Source organism: Fructilactobacillus sp. X7R7C1, from assembly GCF_059901065.1.
On sequence record NZ_JBWXVF010000004.1, the window covers coordinates 157,483 to 176,874 of the forward strand.

The following is a 19,392-nucleotide window of genomic DNA, read 5'->3' on the forward strand; positions in this document are numbered from 1 at the left end:
ATGTGGGTATTTAAATTAGTCAAGATAATCCATGATTTCCCCGAGCTGTTAGTTGCATGTCTTAAGATAACAGTGTTATATTAGTTGAGAACTATTGATTAGTTAGTAAGCTTCGTTAGTACTATTGAAGCTCGAAATGGTAGGAGTTTAAAGATGGATGACTTAGTTTTAAAGATAGAAAATTTAACCGTTAATTTTGCGGATAAACACGTTTTAAGTGATTTGAGCTTTAACGTGAAACGTGGTAGTTTTTTAAGCATTGTAGGCCAGAATGGAGTAGGGAAGACCACCTTGATCAAAGTGATTCTTGGTCAATTGAAGCCCACCAGTGGAAAGGTTCAGTTTATCCCGGATCGTTCTCAGGTCAAGATTGGGTATGTGCCCCAGTTTAGAAATATTGATACCGAATATCCGTTGTCGGTAAAAGATTTTGTTGCTCTAGCTTTTAGTGGGTTTAAACTACCATGGCTTTCAAGAAAAGATCGTGAAACGTTAAATCAGGTCCTAACTGAGACTAACCTAACTGATATTGCCAAAGAACCATTAGGAAGAACTTCCGGTGGGGAAAAACAGCGAGCTTATCTGGCACAGGCGCTGGTAGTGAAACCCGATCTTTTGATTTTGGATGAATCGACGGCAAGTCTTGACCCAGAGGCCAAGGAGAACCTGCTTAATGTGGTTTCCGACCTAAACGTAAAAAGAGGGTTAACCGTAATTTTTGTTACGCATGACATTCCGCTAGCAAAGAAGTTCGCTAACGAATACTTGTTTTTGCGTCCTGATAATTATGAATTTGGACCAATTAAGAACTTAAATGTTGAAGAATTTTGGAAGGGGCAAGCCGATGTTTAGTTTTGAATTTATGCGTAATGCCTTTTTAGCCAGTACCATCATTGCGGTGGTCTGTGGGGTCATCGGGGTGTTTGTCGTTTCAAGAAACATGCCGTTTCTGACCCACACTTTATCTGAGATTGGGTTTGCTGGAGCTTCCTTTGGAATGTTTGTGGGAATTAGTCCGTTAAACGGGATGCTACTCTTTACCACCATTAGTTCGGTTCTAGTTGGGAGAATGAGTGCTGGTTCCGTTGCCGAAAGACGAGAAGATACCATCAGTGCTGTTTCGGCCCTCTTTATTGGACTAGGAGTCTTATTTCTAGCCCTTTCAAACAGTAGTGCTAGTTACGCCACTAATATCCTATTCGGAAGTATTGTTGGAATCAGTGCTTCTGAAGTCCATCAGATGATTTGGTTATCGGTGATTGTGTTAATCGTGACCCTATGTATTTATCGGGACTTAAAGTTTGATTCGTTTGATGCAGTGGGAGCCAGAGCCCAGAAAATTCCAAGTGGAATCCTCTCATTGATTTTCCTAGTGATGCTGGCCTTAAGTGTCTCCGTGGCTGCTCAAATTGTCGGGGCACTTTTGATTTTTATCCTTTTGACTTTGCCAGCTGCGAGTGCTAAATACTTTGCCCATTCAGTCGGAAAAATGATTGGACTGGCCATTGTTTTTGGTTTGATCGGAGTTTGGGCTGGATTAACGCTTGGATACTACACGAACTGGCCGGTCAGTTTCTTTATTGCTGTTATTGAGGTTGCCATTTACTTTGGATCACTGATTTATAATCACTTTAGGGAGGGCTAATTTGATTTAGTTCCTCTTTTTTTACTCTTTTTTCGATAAAGTGAAGTAAAACACGAACATTTATGCTAAAATTTCCTTGTGTGCCAATTTATGACGAGGTGAAAGCATGAAATTTAAAAGAAGTGAACGATTAGTAGATATGACAAACTATCTATTAAACCGTCCTCATACATTAGTACCATTAACTTTTTTCGCTAAGCGCTACAATTCTGCTAAATCTTCCATTAGTGAGGACTTAGCCATTGTGAAGCAAGCATTTCAACAACGTGGGATTGGTCTGGTTGAGACCGTTCCCGGAGCTTCTGGGGGCGCCAAATTTACGCCATACATTTTAAAAGAGGCGGCTGATCAGTTTATTAAAGAGGTCTCTGACATCCTAAATGATAACGATCGTTATCTTCCCGGTGGTTATGTTTATATGTCCGATATTTTAGGCCAACCGGAGAAGTTGAAAACCATTGGGCGGATCATTGCCACCCAATACCTGTTTCAGAAAGTTGACGCAGTACTAACGGTGGCAACGAGAGGAATTCCAGTTGCCGAAGCTTCTGCCACGTATTTAAATGTGCCACTGGTAATTGCTAGGCACGACTCTCAAATTACTGAGGGGTCAACCGTGAGTGTTAACTACGTTTCCGCATCTAGTCAAGAAGTTAAACGAATGACCATCTCAAAAAGAAGCCTGAAGCCAGGTTCTAACGTTTTGATTGTTGATGATTTTTTGCGTGGTGGTGGAACGATTTCTGGTCTGACGTCCCTGATTGATGAGTTCGATTGTCATCTAGTGGGCAGTACGGTTTTCGTTGAAACCGATGACCCAGGTCACAGAAAGGTTACTGATTTTACTTCATTACTTAAAATGGATATTAAAGATGATCAGATTGAGATTAAACCTGGCAATTATGCCCAAAAAATTTTTGGGAGTACAAATTAAAAATTAATTACAAGGGGAACAAAAATGAGTTCAAAGAATACGATTATTTTAGCGGCTGGTAAGGGCACCCGGATGAAGTCCAAGTTATATAAAGTTCTCCACCGAATTTGTGGGAAATCAATGGTTGACCATGTTTTGACGCAGGTATCCAAGTTAGATATGGATAACATCATCACGATTGTTGGTTACGGTGCTGAAGATGTGGAAAACGAACTTGGCAATCGTTGTGAGTACGTCGTCCAAGATAAACAACTTGGGACTGGCGATGCCGTTGCACGAGCTGAAGGACTTTTAAAGAACTCAGATGGTGAGACGTTAGTTATTAGTGGTGATACTCCATTATTTACCTCCTCTACTCTTAAGCAACTCTTTGAGTATCACGAACAAAAAAAGGCCACCGCAACCATTTTGACGTCTAAAGCTCCTGATCCGACTGGTTATGGCCGGATTGTTAGAAATGACATTGGGATTGTAGAAAAGATCGTGGAGCAAAAGGATGCTACGCCGGAAGAGCAGGGCATTCATGAGATTAACACTGGGGTTTACGTGTTTGATAATCATTCGTTATTTGAGGCTTTGCACAAGATTAATAACGATAACGCTCAGGGTGAATATTATTTAACTGATGCCATTGAAGTTTTAAAAAATGAAGGTCACACAATTGCTGCCTACAAGATGGCGAACTTTAATGAATCGATGGGTGTAAACGATCGGGTCGCTCAGGCCCGTGCCACTCAAATTATGCAAGCCCGGATTAATCGTCAGCACATGCAAAATGGTGTTACGATTGTTAATCCCGATGATACCTATATTGATAGTGACATTAAAATTGGTCAGGATACCATTATTGAACCAGGAGTTCAACTTCAAAATGGGACGGAAATCGGTAGTAACTGTATCATTGGTGCCCACTCTAAAATTTCTGGTAGTAAAATTCATGATAACGTTAAGGTCTTCTCTTCGGTAATTGAAGATTCTGAGATGATGTCCGGCTCTGATATCGGACCCGATAGTCATTTAAGACCAGGCGCTAAGATTGAAAAGAATGTTCACATTGGTAACTTCTGTGAGGTTAAAAGTGCCACCATTGGTGAGGGAACCAAGATGGGTCATCTGACTTATGTTGGCAATGCTAAACTTGGTAAACACATTAATATTGGTTGCGGAGTGATTTTTGCGAATTACGATGGAGCCCATAAGCACACCACAACGGTTGGTGATGATTCTTTTATTGGAAGTAATTCCAACTTGATTGCCCCAGTCCACATCGCTGATCATACCTTTATTGCGGCTGGTTCGACCATTACCGACGACATGGATCAGTACGACATGGGAATTGCTAGAGAGCGCCAGACTAACAAGCCGGGTTATTATAAAAAACTTCCCTTTAAAGGCGCTAATTAATTTGAGCTAAATAGTGAAATTGTTTTCTGAAAATAATATAATGGAATTGATTAGGTAGGAAAAAAATGTGGGGGTTATAATGGCTGAAAAGTATGCTGATCCAAAATTAAAGATTTTTTCTTTAAATTCAAATCGTCCGCTTGCAGAAAAGATTGCTAAACGAGTGGGAGTTCCCTTGGGAAAAGCTTCCGTCAGTCGCTTTAGCGATGGTGAGATTCAAATTAATATTGAAGAAAGCATTCGTGGCGATAACGTTTATATTATCCAATCAACTTCTGATCCCGTTAATGATAATTTAATGGAATTATTAATCATGATCGATGCTTTAAGAAGAGCAAGTGCCAAAACCATTAACGTGGTTATTCCATACTATGGTTACGCTAGACAAGATCGAAAAGCACGAAGTCGTGAACCAATTACCGCTAAGTTAGTGGCAGACATGCTGGAAAAAGATGGAATCACACGTTTGGTAGCCCTTGATTTACATGCTGCTCAAATTCAAGGATTCTTTGATGTTCCCGTTGATCATTTGATGGGGGCACCGCTCCTTGCTGACTACTTCATCAAGAACGGACTCGCAAAAGACGCGGTAGTTGTTTCGCCTGATCATGGTGGGGTGAGTCGAGCTCGTGCCATGGCTGAGTTTTTAAAGGCTCCAATTGCTATTATTGATAAGCGTCGCCCAAAAGCCAACGTTGCTCAAGTTATGAACATCATTGGGGATGTAAAGGGGAAGCGTTGTATTATGATTGACGATATGATTGATACAGCTGGAACCATTACGAAAGGTGCGCAAGCCTTAATGGATGCTGGTGCTTCAGAAGTTTATGCATGTTGTACCCATCCCGTCTTATCAGGGCCAGCAACCGAAAGAATCGAAGCTTCGCCAATTAAGAAACTGGTTGTGACTGATTCCATTCAGTTACCCGATTATAAAAAAATTGACAAGATCAAACAAATTTCAGTTGCACCATTAATTGGAGACGCAATTACTAGAATTAACGAAAATCGTCCCGTTAGTCCGCTGTTTAGTCATCGGTTTGACTATGGTAAGGATGATGAAAAAAAGTAATGGATAAAAAAATAATCTTAGCTTAAAATGCTAAGATTATTTTTTTGCGCTCGTTTGTTATTGATTAACGTACTTATTGATGGCGTATGCTACCCCATCTTCTGAATTAGGTTTAGTAACAAATTGGGCGTTCTTTTTAACTTCATCGATTCCGTTACCCATGGACACTCCCAGTCCCGCAAACTTGATCATCGAAATATCATTCCCTTGATCGCCAATGGCCATGACGTTATCTGGCTTTAAACCAAGCTTTTCGGAAAGATCCTGTAAGGCATTGCCTTTGCTTGAATTTGAGTTCATAAACTCAAGAAAGACCGGTGAACTCTGAACGACACTCATTCGGTCGTAGATTGATTTTGGTAGATTGCCCTTTGCTTTGGTAATCTTGTCCGGATAATCGACGTACATCAGTTTGTAAATGTTGACGTCACGGGTGATTTCGCCAGGAGTTCGATATTTGATGGGCATCGAAACAAGATGGCTTTCTTCAACGGAAAAGGGACTAATATCACGATCGGTAGTGGTAATGGAATCAACCGTTTCGATTTGGAAGTGAACTCCCATTTCTCGTGACATCATTTCAATTTCTAAAAAGTCATCATACTTAACCGTTTCTTTGATTAACACTTTGCCACTAACCGTTTCGACTAGGGCACCATTATAAGTGATGGCGTATTCATCGTCTCCGTCAATTCCGAGCTTATCAAGGTATGGCTTTACGCCAGTAATGGGGCGACCAGTACAAAGAACCACTTTTATGCCTTGATTGCAGGCTTTAGTAATAGCTTCGATGGTTGCTTTTGCTAATTGATTTTTTTCGTTTAATAGGGTGCCGTCGATATCGATGGCAATTAATTTGATATCCATGTTAGTTCTCCTTTGGAATTATAAGGTTGTCATTATCAATGTATTTTTGAAATTCATCGTATAAAGGTTGAAAAAGTTCAACGTTTTTTGTTGGCTTAAGCATTTCACGTGGAAAGAAAAAACGCTTGTCACCAATTAGTTTTCCGGTAATGGCACGAACTAGGTCACTAGTTTGAGAGAGTTCTACCAAATTACCATCATTTTCCATCAGTTCAATCTGGGCGTTTTGATGTTTACTTTTGGGATTGTAGACATCATAGGGCTGATCAAAACTGTTGTCAGTGGCAGTGTAGTACTTTGGATTAAATCCGGCTTTTTCAATGATCTTTTGTAGCTTAGGGATTAAAAATTCCGTCTGATCATTGTATTTAGCGGATTTAAAGGGACGCCGATTTAAGAAACGTTTGGCGAGGTCAGATAGAATCGGATCTTCCGACTTTCGCCACATGACGAAGTAGGTGTTAAGCACCCCATCGTCAATTTGTAAATAATCATCTAGGGAGTAGTTATTAGAAAAGATTGGCATTAAAAGACTAGGCTTAAAGGTGCTCTTAGGTTGTAACGCTAATTCTTTTGCCCGCATCAGTAGGTGACTTAAAATAACCTCCATCGAACGTGAGACGGGATGGAAGTATACTTGTTGATACATTTGAAAACGACAAACAATGTAGTACTCAATCGCATGTAAACCACTTGCCCAAAAACAAATCCCACCAGAGTACGGACGCATCACCTGAAGAATCCGATCCAAATCAAAATTACCGTATTGTGCTCCGGTGTAATATGAATCGCTTAGAAGGTAGTCCATCCGATCGGCATCAACTTGACTTGAAATCATTTGGACGACTTGCGGATTGTCATAGGTCTTGTTAATGACACTGGCGACGCGTTCGGGAAAATCGGGACCGACCTCACTTAAGACGTGGTTAATTTCCGTTTCGTTTGAAGTGATGATTTGCTGGGTAATCTGTTCGTGATTGGTGTGAAAAATGTGTTCAAACGTATGTGAATAAGCTCCATGACCAACGTCGTGAAGTAGAGCGGCACACAGGGCCACAATTCGTTCTGAATCGTCCCATAAGCCATCACCCGCTTTTTTAGACGGATAATTTCGCTTAAAATTATCACAAATTCGTCTAGTAATTTCATACACTCCTAAAGAGTGGCTAAATCGGGTGTGTTCTGCTCCGTGAAAGGTTAATGAAGTAGTTCCTAACTGCTTGATTCGTCTTAGACGTTGAAATTCAGGCGTATTAATGAGATCAAGAATTACTTGGTGTTCAACGTAAACGTGACCCAGAACTGGGTCACGAAAAACTTTGTCATATTTCAATGGTTGATTGTAATACTTCAATAAAAGACCTCCACTTATACTAATCTCTCTTCATTATAACTGAAATAAAAATAAACGTCATGACAAACTCAAAGTTAGTGCATTTCCATTGCTAACGGCGTAAAATCAAATTTGTGAGGTGATATTTTTGACAGAAAACGAAAAGATCGAAAAAGTTCAAGTTGAGATTGCAATCGAAATAAAACAGGACGAAAACGTCGAACACCATCATTTTAAAGAAAATGGGCAACTAGTTATGCTCAACGGCTATCGTTATTTACGTTACGTTGAACACGTTGACGGACAACCGGACGTTCCTGTCACCTACCGGATTGGAAAAAATGCGATTCGGTTAACTCGTGCTGGCAAAAATCATCTTGAACTTCATTTTAAACCGAACGAAACAATCGAGGACTTGTACCGAACGCCATTTGGTAATTTGAAAATTGGGGCACATACCACTAGCATTAAGCAATCTAGAGATGATAAAAACGGATGGCAAATGATTGAGATTAACTATGAGTTGTACACCGACGGACAGAAAGTCGGCGACTATCGAGTCAAATTGCAATTTAAATGTTAAACTAGTATTATTAGTCTGTTAGGAATCTAGAAAGGCGTGGTCGAATTGGAACTTAAAGAATTAGACAAGCAAGATAAAAGCGAATTATCAATGGTTGAAGTGGCTCATGCAATTTTAGCTGATGCTGGTAAAACCATGTCATTCGTTGATTTAACCAACGAAGTACAAAAATACTTGGGGGACAGCAACCAAGTAATTCGTGATCGTTTACCTCAATTCTATACAGACCTTAATGTTGATGGGAGTTTTATTTCCCTTGGCAATAACGTTTGGGGTCTTCGTACTTGGTATCCATATGAATCCATTAACGAAGCCACCATCAATGAAGGTGAAGAAGACAACGGTAATACTCCCAAAAAGCATCGTAAGGTGAATGCTTTTATGGCTGATGCAGCTGACGATGATGACGTGATCGACTATGATAACGATGATCCAGAAGATCAGGATGATTTTGATGATACCCCTGACGACAAGGATAAGTATCATAAGGATCTTGATGAAGAAAATCCTGATACTGATGATGACGCCATTGACGATGATGATGGTGTTGAAGGCGACCTCTCAGAGGTCAATCCAGATGACGATGACGATAAAAAAGATGATGACGACGACAATGATTAAACTTGACTAATTATGTAGAATCACTTAACATACTATTTGGGCACTTTACAGACATGTGAAGTATTTCGAATAAGTAACCGCTCCCTATTCAATGAATGGGGAGCTTTTTTATATTGTAACCTAAATTTGATGGAGGAGTTAAGCATGACTAAGTATATTTTTGTAACCGGTGGAGTAGTTTCTTCCTTAGGAAAGGGAATTGTTTCGGCTTCAATCGGAAGATTATTGAAGAATCGTGGCTTTAACGTTACGATCCAAAAATTTGATCCATATATCAACATTGATCCGGGAACAATGAATCCTTATCAACACGGAGAAGTCTTTGTTACCGATGATGGTGCTGAAACTGATCTTGATTTAGGTCATTACGAACGTTTTATTGATAACAATTTAAACAAGTACTCTAACTTTACGACCGGTAAAATCTATGAAGAAGTTTTAAGAAAAGAACGTCACGGAGATTATCTTGGGAGAACCGTTCAGGTCATCCCTCACATTACTGGAATGATTAAACAAAAGATTATGAGTGCCGCTCAAAGCACGGACGCTGATATCGTTATTTCAGAAATTGGTGGAACGGTTGGAGACATCGAGTCCCTACCGTTTTTGGAAGCCATCCGTCAGATGAAACATGAAGTCGGTGATGAGAATACTTTTTATATTCACGTTACGCTTGTTCCGTACCTGCACGCCGCAAAGGAAATGAAAACCAAACCAACCCAGCACAGTGTTAAAGAATTGAGGGGAATTGGCATTCAACCCGATATGTTGGTTCTTCGTGCTGAGAAGCCAGTTAGTGATGAGATGAAGAAAAAAATTGCCATGTTCTGTGATGTTCCGGTTAAGGATATCATCGAGTCCATCGATGCTCCTAACTTGTACCAAATCCCGCTTAGTTTTCAAAAACAGGACATGGACGATGAGATTTTAAAGCACTTTAACGTTAAAGCTCCAGAGGCTGACATGAAAGACTGGAAGAAGATGGAGAAGCACATCAGAAATCTCAAGGGTGAGGTTAACATTGCCATTGTTGGTAAGTATGTTGATCTAAACGATGCTTATTTGTCCGTCAATGAAGCTTTAAAACATGCCGGTTATGCTGCTGACGATAAAGTTAACATTCACATGGTTGATGCGGGTACGATTAACAGAGACAACGTTTCTAAGAAGTTAAAGGGAATGGACGGAATCTTGGTTCCTGGTGGATTTGGTAATCGAGGGGTCGAAGGAATGATTCAAGCCGCTCGATATGCTAGAGAAAATGATGTTCCTTATTTAGGTGTTTGCCTTGGAATGCAGATTGCTACCATCGAATATGCTAGAGACGTTGTGGGTTATAAGGATGCCAACTCAACTGAATTTGATCCGCAAACTAAGCACAATGTGATTGATCTCATGGCCGATCAAAATGATGTTACTGATGCTGGTGGAACTCAACGCTTGGGTGCTTATAAGACTAAGTTAAAAGCAGGGAGTAAAGCCGCCGGTGCATACGACAACAAAAGGGAAATCTCAGAGCGTCATCGTCATCGTTATGAATTCAATAATAAATTTAGAAAAGACCTGGAAGATGCTGGCTTAGTTATTTCTGGGACCTCACCAGATGATCACTTGGTTGAAGTGGTCGAAGTTCCTGATAATCACTTCTACGTTGCAGCACAATACCATCCCGAATTTTTATCACGTCCAAATCGTCCCGAGGGATTATTCAAGGCGTTTGTCGCCGCTTCCGACAAAGAACACATGCATAATCACAAGAAGTAACCAGGCTTCTTTATAATCTTAATAAAATAATTTCTGATTTTGTATTGTGTTTTGGTGAAAACTTTCCTATGATTATTATTAAAAGATATGATATAAGTGAGGATTACCAATTATGACGATACTAAAAATATCAGGAGGACATCCTCTATATGGCGACGTTACCGTTGGCGGAGCTAAGAATAGTACGGTCGCTTTGATACCGGCCGCTATTTTGGCGGATAGTCCAGTGGAACTTGACATGGTTCCCGATATCCTGGATGTGCATAATCTCATGCTAATCCTCCAGTCGATGAACGTAACATCTGATTTTTCAGATGGTGTCTTAAACATTGATCCAACTAATATACTTGAGGGTGAGTTGCCCGGTAAAGCAATTAAAAGTCTACGTGCTTCCTATTATTTTATGGGAGCGCTTCTTGGCAAGTTTCATCGTGCCACGATTAGTTTCCCTGGTGGAGACAATATTGGACCACGGCCAATTGACCAGCACATTCGCGCCTTTAAGGCCTTGGGTGCAGAAGTCAATGAAAGTGATGATTCGGTCGATATTAATGCAACGGAAAATGGACTTCATGGGGCTTCAATTTTCTTTGACATGGTCTCGGTTGGAGCGACGATCAACACGATTCTAGCAGCGGTAAAGGCTGATGGGGTTACTACCATTAGTAATGCCGCTAAAGAACCGGAAATCATTGATATTGCATCGTTTTTGAATAGTATGGGAGCTAAGATCAGAGGAGCTGGGACCGACGTCATCAGGATTCAAGGCGTTGATCATCTCCAGGCCAAGGCGACGCATACGATTATCCCTGATCGAATTGAAGCGGGGACATACTTGACGTTAGCCGCCGCTGTTGGGAAGGGAATTAACGTTAAGAACGTAATTCCTGAGCATTTACAAGCCTACACAGCTAAGTTGATTGAAGCCGGCGTTCAATTAGAAGTTGGCGAAGACAGTATTTATGTTCCAAAGACTGGGAAATTAAATGGTATCGAGATTAAAACGGCACCATTTCCAGGATTTGCAACGGATTTACAACAACCAATTACCCCCATGCTGTTTAAAGCAGACGAGGATAGTGTGATTCACGATACGATTTATCCGGAACGTCAGAATCACATTGCCCAGCTCCAGAAGATGGGGGCTAATATCAAGGTCAATCCAACTGATAATTCAATTATTATCAGTAAGAGTGAGAACCTCCATGGGACAACCGTTCAAGCCGGAGAGATCCGCGCTGGGGCATCCTTGGTCATTGCTGGGCTGATGGCTAGTGGTAAGACCGTCATTGAAAATGCGGACAATATTTTACGCGGATATGATAATATTACTAATAAATTAACCAATCTACACGCTAACGTCCAGATGATTGACCAGGACGACTAACGCCTGGGTCCTATTGCGTACGTCAAAAAATAATGTTAAGCTATTATGGTTGATGTTATATTCGATAATCAATCTCTGAACTGTGTTTAGGGCAAAAGGAGCGAAATATTATGAAAAAAGGAATTCATCCAGATTTTCATCAAGTTGTTTTTCAAGATTCAAGTACTGGATTTAAGTTCATTACTGGTTCAACTGCAACCTCTGATGAAACCGTCAAAATGGACGACGGCAACACTTACCCATTAATCCGAGTTGAAATTTCATCTGATTCACATCCATTCTACACTGGTAAGCAAAAGTTCAACCAAGCAGATGGTGCGGTCGATCGTTTCAACAAGAAATATGGTCTTGCCGACAAATAATAATAAATAAAAAGAGCCAACTTTTAGTTGGCTCTTTTTTTGTCTAAATTTAGTTTACGGTCTTCTGTTCGTTTCTGGTTTCGTTTAATACTAACAAGAAGTTAATGAAGACAAGGATCGCGGTTGAAATGAACACACTTGAGTAATCAAACAAAGAAGAAACAATGGAGCCGATGATGGGTCCGATACAGTTTCCAGCTGCTTGCATGGACTGGTTCCAGCTAAAAATCCGACCAGTAACGTTAGATGGGGTGTTTTTAGCCAAAATGGTTTGAACGGCAGGTAACATACAGGCGTTGGAGATTCCAATTAGGAATCTGAGTCCCATTAATTCCCAGACGTTGGTTACAAACGCCATGGGGATGTAGACCAAGATGGCAAAGATGAAACCGCCTAGCATAATCTTGGAGGTCCCGATTCGATCGCCTAATGCTCCCAGTTTGGGGGCGGCAAAAAGCGTGGCAATCCCCGGAACTGCGGCAACAATTCCACTGTAGAAGGTGACTTGAGGACTATTGTGCATGATTTCTTTGACGTACAGTGACAGAATGGGTGAAATGGAGAAATTAGAGGCTTGAATAATCAGGGTGGTCAAGAACATTCCAAAAATCAGTTTGACGTTTGAAAGTTCGAAAATAACCTGTTTGGTAGATAGGTTATCTTCTTTTGCAACCGGTTTAAAGTGTTCTTTAACGAAAAATAGCGTGACAAAAAAGACGGAAATGAGTAAACCACCAGTAATGAAGAAGGTAAGACGATAACTAAAGACAGAAGCTAAGATTCCGCCAATGAAGGGACCAAAAAGGGTTCCTGAGACGTTGCCGGTGGTTAAAATTCCAAGGGCTTTCCCACTTTCTCGCTTTGGTACCTGAGTCGCAAGTAAGGCGTTGGCATTGCTCATGTATCCAGAGAAGATTCCTTGAATAAATCGAAGGGCAATTAACTGCCAAACAGCAGTAACAAAGCCCATCAATATTAGACAGATTGCCATTCCAAGTGATGCTCGTAAAAGCATCACTTTTCGTCCGTATCTGTCAGCCAAAGATCCCCAAATGGGAGAGACGACGGCGGTAACAATGAAAGAGGCTGAGAAAGCAAGCCCACTATAGATACTTAGTTGACTAGAATTATAGTGGCCTAGGGTAGCGATGAACAAGGAGAGAAAAGGCATGACTTCACTAAAACCTAATCCATTCATGAACATCCCAAACCATAGTGCTACTAGGTTTTTGTGCCATATTTCTGAAGGAACCGGATCAGAGATTGGGGCTTTATTCTGATTCAAATGATTCGCTTCCTTCCTGTTTGCTGTTATGATGTTCTTGCATGTACTTTAGCCACAAGGGCAAAGATTGATCCAGCATTTGATAGGTATCCTCAAATCGATGGGTATACCAAGGATCAACGATGTTGACTCCCTTTTTACCGGGAACAATGTCCATGCATAAATGAAGCTTATTCCATTGACTTTTGGGGATCATCTTTTTAAGATCACTGATATTGTAGTCATCCATGGTAATAATGTAATCAGCATGATCGATGTCGTAAGCGGTGATTGGGTGGGATTGTTTCCCACTATAATCTAAGTGATGAGCGTCCATGGTTTTTTGAGCACCAGGATGAGGACGACTACCCGCTTCATCGTTTTCGGTGGCAGCTGAACTTACTGAATAATGATTTGAAAGTCCTTTATTTATAAGCATTTTTTTAAACATTGCTTCTGCCATGGGAGATCGACATATGTTCCCCAAGCAGACAAATAAAACGTTAGTTTTTTTCATAATCCACACTCCCGAAATTTAAATCGTTATTACTATATTAACAGTAATTGAACTTCATATATATAAAAATGAATGCTAATTATAACGTAAGAAAATGACGTGAGTTGGAAAAATGGTTATTAAAATCTTATTTTATGGTGAAAGGGGTAATAAGGATTGGAGCAAGACAAATATGTTAATTAACACAGTGTATTTTCAGGTTAATCCAGTTAAGAATTTTGCCTACAGTTGGGGAATTCTTCCGTTGGATTTTTTAAACGGAATTAAGAACGATCCCCAAAATATTATTTTATTAAATGATGATTATCGTTACGCAAATGATTTCAATATGTCCACTAAATTTGATTTAATTACCGGTCAAAATGAAATTAGAGAGTACATGATTAACAATAAAATTAGTACCAAGAAATGGGTTGATTTTAGAAACCGGGAGGATCTGGATTCTTTAAATGAGGATGAAATCGCAGATTTATTGTACTTGAGTCACATGGGTATCCCACTCAATCAAACGAGTCCATTTTCGGTTAAATTGAAGAATCAATTTGTGTTTTTGGGTGAATCCACTGGCTTTACAAAGGTATACATGCGTCATTTTAGTGCCATTAATCAAATTTTAGCTGTCTGCATTAAACGGCATCTAAAAAAGCAGTGGAACAGTAGACGAATGTTCGTAAAGTCAGTGCCGTTTAGGGATATCGACGAACGTACCATGACCAAGTTGTTAAAACTGGGAATTACGGGAGTTATTATTCCGTGTGATATGATAGTTATGAAGAGACCAAAGCTTGAGATTCCCTTAATGAGACACAAAAAACGATCTCCAAAGGTAATTTGGAACTCTTATGACCAGTTGAAAAGTGGAGCCTTTAAAGTTGGTCAAATTACTTATGATATTTCCACTAAAACGTGGGAACTTCAAAGAGACGTTGATGATGAGGGAGAATTAAACGATTTGGTTTAAACCAGCTGAGTCGCTTTTTTATTGATTTTTTTCTGATATACTTTAAATGCATTTACATCGAATTAAGAGGAGTTTTTGTTATGAAAATGAACCTTTTAGAGGTTGCAAAATCCGTTAATGGTGACTTGAATTCAAAAAAATACGAAAACGTTGAAATAACGGGAGTTTCGTTTGATAGTCGGAAATTAAAACCGCATGATCTTTTTGTTCCACTCACTGGGAATCATGATGGGCACGATTTCATTGCTAGTGCCATCAAAAACGGGGCTAACGCAACGTTTTGGAGTCAAAGTCGAATTAGTGATGTTCCGAAGGATTTTCCGGTTATTTTAGTCGATGACACACTAAAGGCCCTACAGGATCTCAGTCGACACTATTTAAATAAGATTAACCCTAAAGTGGTGGCAATTACCGGAAGTAATGGCAAGACCACTACTAAAGACATGATTGCTTCAATTCTTGCCACTCAGTTTAATGTTACTAAGACGCACGCTAACTTTAATAATGAGATTGGAGTCCCGATTACGATCCTTTCCATGGAATCTAACACAGAATATTTGGTGGTAGAGATGGGGATGGATCGACCCGGCCAACTTGACTTTTTAAGTAAGCTAGTTAAGCCTGACATCGCCGTCATTACCATGATTGGGGAAGCTCACATTGAGTTTTTCGGAACCCGTGCTAAGATTGCGGATGCCAAAATGGAGATTACCCATGGACTTAGGCCAGATGGGGTGTTTGTCTATGACGGTGACGAACCCTTATTAAACGAACGGGCTAAATCACTTGACGTTGAAAAGTTGACCTTTGGAAGAAAAGACACTAACGATATTTACCCAAAGGATGTCTATGACGGCGACCACGAAACGACGTTTAAGACCAATCGGTTTGGAAACATGAAATTCACCATTCCGCTAATTGGTGACTATAACGTCAACAATGCACTTGCTTCCATTGAAGTTGGTGAACTAGCGGAAATCCTGCCGGCCAACATGAAATCAGCACTAGACCATGCCAGTTTTACTAATAATCGAACTGAATGGGTTAAGGGTCAAAATGGTGAAATGATTTTAAGTGACGTATATAATTCGAACCCATCAGCTCTAAAAGCCGTTTTAAAGGCGTTTCAATCCACTCATTTACAAGGGAAGCGAGTTGCAGTTCTAGGTGACATGCTGGAACTTGGTGATAAGGGAGTGGAGATGCATGAGGATATTTCTGATGCAATCGATCCGCAATTGATTAACCAGGTTTACCTAGTTGGACCACTTATGAAGTCTCTATATCAAATGTTGCAAAAAAAATATCCCAATCAAAATGCCCTTCATTATTATCCAGTTGATCAGCTTGATCAATTAGCTAAAAGCCTAGACTCCCAGTTGTCTACTGGGGATGAAGTCTTGTTAAAAGGGAGTCACGGAATTCACTTAGAACGAGTTTTAAAAGCGTTAGAATAGGTTCTTCGGTTTGTGAAATTAGGCCAGATGGTGTAATATGTTTTAGACACGTAATCGCTGAAGAATATAGAAATAAATGTGAATCAGACGATTTGCGCATTATGGAAAACGGATTTTTTCCAAGCAAATCATTGAATTCACAATTGTAGTTTCAATAGGAGGAACACATTTGAAGTTTAAAGATTTAGGACTATCTGATAGTCTATTAAAAGCCGTGGAAAAATCAGGCTTTGACGAACCCACTCCAATTCAGGCTCAGACAATTCCATTATTGTTAAAGGGTCAGGATGTTATTGGACAGGCTCAAACTGGAACTGGAAAAACGGCTGCGTTTGCCCTTCCAATCCTGCAAGAAATCGATCTGAATAATCCAGATGTGCAGGCACTTGTAATTTCACCAACTAGAGAACTTGCCATTCAAACGCAAAAAGAGATGCAACGTCTTGGTGGCGTTGAAGGAGCTCGAGTTCAAGTAGTTTATGGTGGTTCAGATATTCGCCAGCAAATTAGAGATTTGAAGAAGAAGCCACAGATTGTGGTGGGAACTCCAGGACGAATTCTTGATCACATTAATCGTCGCACCTTAAAACTAGGACACGTTAAGTACTTAGTGTTAGATGAAGCCGACGAAATGCTTAACATGGGATTCTTAGATGATATTGAAAGCATCATTAAGAACATTCCAGAAGATCGGCAAACTTTGCTTTTCTCAGCAACCATGCCGGCACCCATCAAACGAGTGGGGGTTCAGTTCATGAGAGATCCAAAGCAGATCACGGTTAAGTCGAAGGAATTAACCACTGACCTAGTTGATCAGTACTACGTTAAGGTTAAAGATAACGAAAAGTTTGATACGATGACCCGTTTGTTTGACGTTCAAACACCCAAGGTTACCATCGTATTTTGTCGAACTAAACGACGAGTCGACGAAGTTTCTAAGGGATTGATTGCGCGTGGTTATCGGGCAGCCGGTCTTCACGGTGATTTAACCCAAAAACGGCGAACTCAGATTATGAACGAATTTAAGAACGACAAGATTAATTATTTAGTGGCTACTGATGTGGCTGCTAGAGGAATTGATGTTTCGGGTGTCACTTACGTTTATAACTTTGATATTCCCCAAGATCCAGAAAGTTATGTCCATCGAATTGGACGAACTGGTCGTGCCGGTCATCATGGTACCTCAGTAACGTTTGTCACTCCAAATGAGATGAGTTATTTAAGGGGAATTGAACGACTTACCAAAGTTAGGATGCTTCCTTTAAAGCCACCTTCAGAAGACGAAGCCCTTGCTGGTCAGTTAAAATTTGCTGAAGATGATATTGAAAAGTTAGTAAAGAAGACGGATACTGCCAAGTTTGAGCGGGTCGCAAAAAAGCTCCTTGAAAAGTATGACAGTGTCGATTTGGTTTCTGCTCTTTTGAATGACATGACAAGAGATCAGGTTAAGGTTCACATTACGGCCGAAAAACCACTTAAAAATCATGGTGGCTTTGGTGGTCATCGTGGTGGCGGTTATCGCGGTAAGAGAAATGACCGGAACAGTCACAAACGCTTTGGCAATCATCGCGGTGGTCACGACTCAAGACGTCGTGATTCACGAGGTCATAATGGTGGTAACCACGGTAAATCAAAGAATTTTGTCATTAAGAATAAGTAGCAAAGAGAGAGCCTTCTTGGTTCTCTTTTTTATTTAGAAAATTAATTTATTAAGTGTTATAATAATTATCAAAGAATAATTAGATAGTACTTTATTCGAGGAAGTATACGTTATGGCAGTGGGAAGAAATCGAAATGCACAACTAGTTATTGATGAAGATGCCATTTTTCATAACATTAGTGAGGAACGAAAACGATTGGATGCCAAGTCGGATCTATTCATGGTCGTCAAGGCTAATGCTTATGGACACGGTGCGGTTCAAGTAGCGAGGATTGCTAAACAAGCAGGAGCTACTGGTTTTTGTGTTGCCATTTTAGACGAAGCAATTCAGCTTCGAGAAGCTGGATTTGTGTCTGAACCCATTCTTGTTTTGGGTCTTTGTGACCTTTCAAATGTTCCATTAATTGCGAAGTACAATGTTTCGGTTACGGTGAGCTCAATTGATTGGATTAAGCAGGCAGCTAATTTAGCTGAGCAACTGAAATTAAAGAACAAGATTAGGGTTCATTTGGCTTTGGATACTGGAATGGGAAGGATCGGACTCCAAACTGTTTCAGAAGTTAGAGATGCAATAGTTGAGTTGAACCGAACTAGCGAGTATATTGACTTTGAGGGAGTATTTACTCATTTTTCTACCGCAGATAGCGCTAATGATGATTATTTTAAGTATCAATTGGATAATTTTAACGAATTGATGACTGCGATTCCCGATAAACCTCGTTATGTTCACGTGGCAAATTCAGCTACTAGTATGTGGCATAAAGCAGCGGGTGGAAACATGGTCCGCTTTGGAGTGGCTGGCTATGGTTTGAATCCATCGGGGGTTGAGATTGCTTCACCATTTAAGTTGAAACCAGCACTGAGCTTTACCAGTGAGTTAGTTTACGTTAAAGAGGTTAATGCTGGTCGTTCAATTGGATACGGTGCAACTTATACATCCAACTCAAAGGAGTGGATTGGAACGGTTCCTGTTGGATATGCAGACGGAGTTCGTCGCTCGATGCAGGGATTTTCACTTCTAGTAGATGGACAGTATTGTCCAATTGTCGGAAGAGTATGTATGGATCAACTGATGGTGAAGTTACCACATCAGTTACCAATTGGAACGAAGGTGACCTTGGTGGGAACTGATCATGGTCATACTATTACTCTCCAAGACGTTGCCGACTATTGTCATACTATTCACTATGAGATTGCATGTGGGTATTCGGATCGATTACCACGGGTGTATAAATCAAGTAATCATTTGAAGTAACTATTTGTAAGGAGGAGTTCTCCATGACATACAAATACACGATTGATGCTATTTGGTCTCAGAAAAATGAAGAATATTTCACCAAACTAGGACTTTCTTTTGACAACCACAAAGTTGCCATGGACTGTGACTCGTTTGATAAAGACCCTCTAATTAATTCTTTAATTTATGGCTACTCAATCATGGCCAATCTAAATTCAATAATTGTTGATGAATATTCTCCATGTGAGGATGAGATTGCAAGACGGCTCTTTGACAATTATGAAGACGAGAAGTCACGGTTGTAAGTTTATTTATGCGGAAGGA

19 protein-coding genes are annotated in these 19,392 nt (G+C 40.2%); 15 read left to right on the forward strand and 4 right to left on the reverse strand.

The genetic code is table 11. The annotated features are described in order from the left end of the window. Positions 1-153: 153 nt before the first annotated feature. The 5 genes from AC6UDC_RS06705 (at position 154) to AC6UDC_RS06725 (ending at position 5,055) form a co-directional block, all read left to right on the forward strand. A complete protein-coding gene (locus AC6UDC_RS06705; RefSeq protein ID WP_500721915.1) occupies positions 154-852 on the forward strand; it encodes a metal ABC transporter ATP-binding protein in 699 nt (232 codons plus the stop codon). Further along, positions 845-1,645 carry a metal ABC transporter permease gene (locus tag AC6UDC_RS06710; RefSeq protein ID WP_500693997.1) on the forward strand — a complete coding sequence of 267 codons (801 nt, stop codon included), beginning with the start codon at positions 845-847 and terminating at the stop codon, positions 1,643-1,645. Before AC6UDC_RS06705 ends, AC6UDC_RS06710 begins: the two co-directional genes overlap by 8 nt. A gap of 106 nt (positions 1,646-1,751) precedes the next feature. Next, entirely contained in the window at positions 1,752-2,579 is an 828-nt protein-coding gene (gene purR / locus AC6UDC_RS06715; RefSeq protein WP_500693996.1) for a pur operon repressor, read from the forward strand. A 24-nt stretch (positions 2,580-2,603) separates the two neighbouring features. After that, a complete protein-coding gene (gene glmU, locus AC6UDC_RS06720) occupies positions 2,604-3,983 on the forward strand; it encodes a bifunctional UDP-N-acetylglucosamine diphosphorylase/glucosamine-1-phosphate N-acetyltransferase GlmU (protein WP_500701211.1) in 1,380 nt (459 codons plus the stop codon). Between the two features lie 79 nt (positions 3,984-4,062). Next, on the forward strand, positions 4,063-5,055 hold the full coding sequence (locus AC6UDC_RS06725) for a ribose-phosphate diphosphokinase (RefSeq protein ID WP_500693994.1): 993 nt from the start codon (positions 4,063-4,065) through the stop codon (positions 5,053-5,055). 57 nt (positions 5,056-5,112) lie between these two features. On the opposite strand, the gene yidA is transcribed toward AC6UDC_RS06725, so the two are convergent. Next, positions 5,113-5,922, reverse strand: coding sequence for a sugar-phosphatase (yidA, locus tag AC6UDC_RS06730; RefSeq protein WP_500707463.1), 810 nt, complete (start codon positions 5,920-5,922; stop codon positions 5,113-5,115). Between the two features lies 1 nt (position 5,923). Continuing rightward, a complete protein-coding gene (locus AC6UDC_RS06735) occupies positions 5,924-7,276 on the reverse strand; it encodes an HD domain-containing protein (protein ID WP_500707464.1) in 1,353 nt (450 codons plus the stop codon). A 127-nt stretch (positions 7,277-7,403) separates the two neighbouring features. Here AC6UDC_RS06735 and AC6UDC_RS06740 point away from each other — a divergent pair, with 127 nt between their 5' ends. The 5 genes from AC6UDC_RS06740 to AC6UDC_RS06760 all read left to right on the forward strand — a co-directional run bounded on the left by AC6UDC_RS06740 (position 7,404) and on the right by AC6UDC_RS06760 (position 11,972). Beyond that, entirely contained in the window at positions 7,404-7,838 is a 435-nt protein-coding gene (locus tag AC6UDC_RS06740; protein ID WP_500695769.1) for a YwiB family protein, read from the forward strand. Positions 7,839-7,883: 45 nt separating this feature from the next. Continuing rightward, positions 7,884-8,459 (forward strand): DNA-directed RNA polymerase subunit delta, encoded by a 576-nt coding sequence (gene rpoE, locus AC6UDC_RS06745; protein WP_500695768.1) that lies wholly within the window; start codon positions 7,884-7,886, stop codon positions 8,457-8,459. Between the two features lie 144 nt (positions 8,460-8,603). Continuing rightward, complete coding sequence (pyrG, locus tag AC6UDC_RS06750) at positions 8,604-10,223, forward strand: CTP synthase (protein WP_500707465.1); 1,620 nt, start codon at positions 8,604-8,606, stop codon at positions 10,221-10,223. A gap of 112 nt (positions 10,224-10,335) precedes the next feature. Further along, on the forward strand, positions 10,336-11,610 hold the full coding sequence (murA, locus tag AC6UDC_RS06755) for a UDP-N-acetylglucosamine 1-carboxyvinyltransferase (RefSeq protein WP_500693988.1): 1,275 nt from the start codon (positions 10,336-10,338) through the stop codon (positions 11,608-11,610). A gap of 110 nt (positions 11,611-11,720) precedes the next feature. Next, complete coding sequence (locus AC6UDC_RS06760; RefSeq protein ID WP_500693987.1) at positions 11,721-11,972, forward strand: type B 50S ribosomal protein L31; 252 nt, start codon at positions 11,721-11,723, stop codon at positions 11,970-11,972. A gap of 49 nt (positions 11,973-12,021) precedes the next feature. Here the strand turns inward: AC6UDC_RS06760 and AC6UDC_RS06765 are convergent, their stop codons facing one another. Both AC6UDC_RS06765 and AC6UDC_RS06770 read right to left on the reverse strand, forming a co-directional pair. After that, on the reverse strand, positions 12,022-13,257 hold the full coding sequence (locus tag AC6UDC_RS06765) for a multidrug efflux MFS transporter (protein WP_500699646.1): 1,236 nt from the start codon (positions 13,255-13,257) through the stop codon (positions 12,022-12,024). Next, positions 13,244-13,753, reverse strand: coding sequence for a low molecular weight protein-tyrosine-phosphatase (locus tag AC6UDC_RS06770; RefSeq protein ID WP_500696918.1), 510 nt, complete (start codon positions 13,751-13,753; stop codon positions 13,244-13,246). Before AC6UDC_RS06770 ends, AC6UDC_RS06765 begins: the two co-directional genes overlap by 14 nt. A gap of 172 nt (positions 13,754-13,925) precedes the next feature. Between AC6UDC_RS06770 and AC6UDC_RS06775 the strand changes: the two genes are divergently transcribed. The 5 genes from AC6UDC_RS06775 (at position 13,926) to AC6UDC_RS06795 (ending at position 19,373) form a co-directional block, all read left to right on the forward strand. Then, positions 13,926-14,714: a hypothetical protein gene (locus tag AC6UDC_RS06775; protein ID WP_500701207.1), complete on the forward strand. Its 789-nt coding sequence runs from the start codon at positions 13,926-13,928 to the stop codon at positions 14,712-14,714. An 80-nt stretch (positions 14,715-14,794) separates the two neighbouring features. Continuing rightward, positions 14,795-16,171, forward strand: coding sequence for a UDP-N-acetylmuramoyl-tripeptide--D-alanyl-D-alanine ligase (locus tag AC6UDC_RS06780; protein ID WP_500707466.1), 1,377 nt, complete (start codon positions 14,795-14,797; stop codon positions 16,169-16,171). A gap of 169 nt (positions 16,172-16,340) precedes the next feature. Beyond that, entirely contained in the window at positions 16,341-17,831 is a 1,491-nt protein-coding gene (gene cshA / locus AC6UDC_RS06785) for a degradosome RNA helicase CshA (RefSeq protein ID WP_500695764.1), read from the forward strand. A gap of 112 nt (positions 17,832-17,943) precedes the next feature. After that, the gene (gene alr / locus AC6UDC_RS06790; RefSeq protein WP_500693981.1) at positions 17,944-19,086 is read left to right on the forward strand and encodes an alanine racemase; all 1,143 of its coding nucleotides are present in this window, start codon (positions 17,944-17,946) and stop codon (positions 19,084-19,086) included. 23 nt (positions 19,087-19,109) lie between these two features. Then, positions 19,110-19,373, forward strand: coding sequence for a hypothetical protein (locus tag AC6UDC_RS06795; RefSeq protein ID WP_500693980.1), 264 nt, complete (start codon positions 19,110-19,112; stop codon positions 19,371-19,373). Positions 19,374-19,392: the final 19 nt, after the last annotated feature.

What these genes read in the sequence shown, in the direction of transcription:
- AC6UDC_RS06705 (WP_500721915.1), top strand. Translation starts at nt 154, where the DNA reads ATGGATGACTTAGTTTTAAAGATAGAAAATTTAACCGTTAATTTTGCG.
- AC6UDC_RS06710 (WP_500693997.1), top strand. Translation starts at nt 845, where the DNA reads ATGTTTAGTTTTGAATTTATGCGTAATGCCTTTTTAGCCAGTACCATC.
- purR (WP_500693996.1), top strand. Translation starts at nt 1,752, where the DNA reads ATGAAATTTAAAAGAAGTGAACGATTAGTAGATATGACAAACTATCTA.
- glmU (WP_500701211.1), top strand. Translation starts at nt 2,604, where the DNA reads ATGAGTTCAAAGAATACGATTATTTTAGCGGCTGGTAAGGGCACCCGG.
- AC6UDC_RS06725 (WP_500693994.1), top strand. Translation starts at nt 4,063, where the DNA reads ATGGCTGAAAAGTATGCTGATCCAAAATTAAAGATTTTTTCTTTAAAT.
- yidA (WP_500707463.1), bottom strand. Translation starts at nt 5,922, where the DNA reads ATGGATATCAAATTAATTGCCATCGATATCGACGGCACCCTATTAAAC.
- pyrG (WP_500707465.1), top strand. Translation starts at nt 8,604, where the DNA reads ATGACTAAGTATATTTTTGTAACCGGTGGAGTAGTTTCTTCCTTAGGA.
- murA (WP_500693988.1), top strand. Translation starts at nt 10,336, where the DNA reads ATGACGATACTAAAAATATCAGGAGGACATCCTCTATATGGCGACGTT.
- AC6UDC_RS06760 (WP_500693987.1), top strand. Translation starts at nt 11,721, where the DNA reads ATGAAAAAAGGAATTCATCCAGATTTTCATCAAGTTGTTTTTCAAGAT.
- AC6UDC_RS06770 (WP_500696918.1), bottom strand. Translation starts at nt 13,753, where the DNA reads ATGAAAAAAACTAACGTTTTATTTGTCTGCTTGGGGAACATATGTCGA.
- AC6UDC_RS06775 (WP_500701207.1), top strand. Translation starts at nt 13,926, where the DNA reads ATGTTAATTAACACAGTGTATTTTCAGGTTAATCCAGTTAAGAATTTT.
- AC6UDC_RS06780 (WP_500707466.1), top strand. Translation starts at nt 14,795, where the DNA reads ATGAAAATGAACCTTTTAGAGGTTGCAAAATCCGTTAATGGTGACTTG.
- alr (WP_500693981.1), top strand. Translation starts at nt 17,944, where the DNA reads ATGGCAGTGGGAAGAAATCGAAATGCACAACTAGTTATTGATGAAGAT.
- AC6UDC_RS06795 (WP_500693980.1), top strand. Translation starts at nt 19,110, where the DNA reads ATGACATACAAATACACGATTGATGCTATTTGGTCTCAGAAAAATGAA.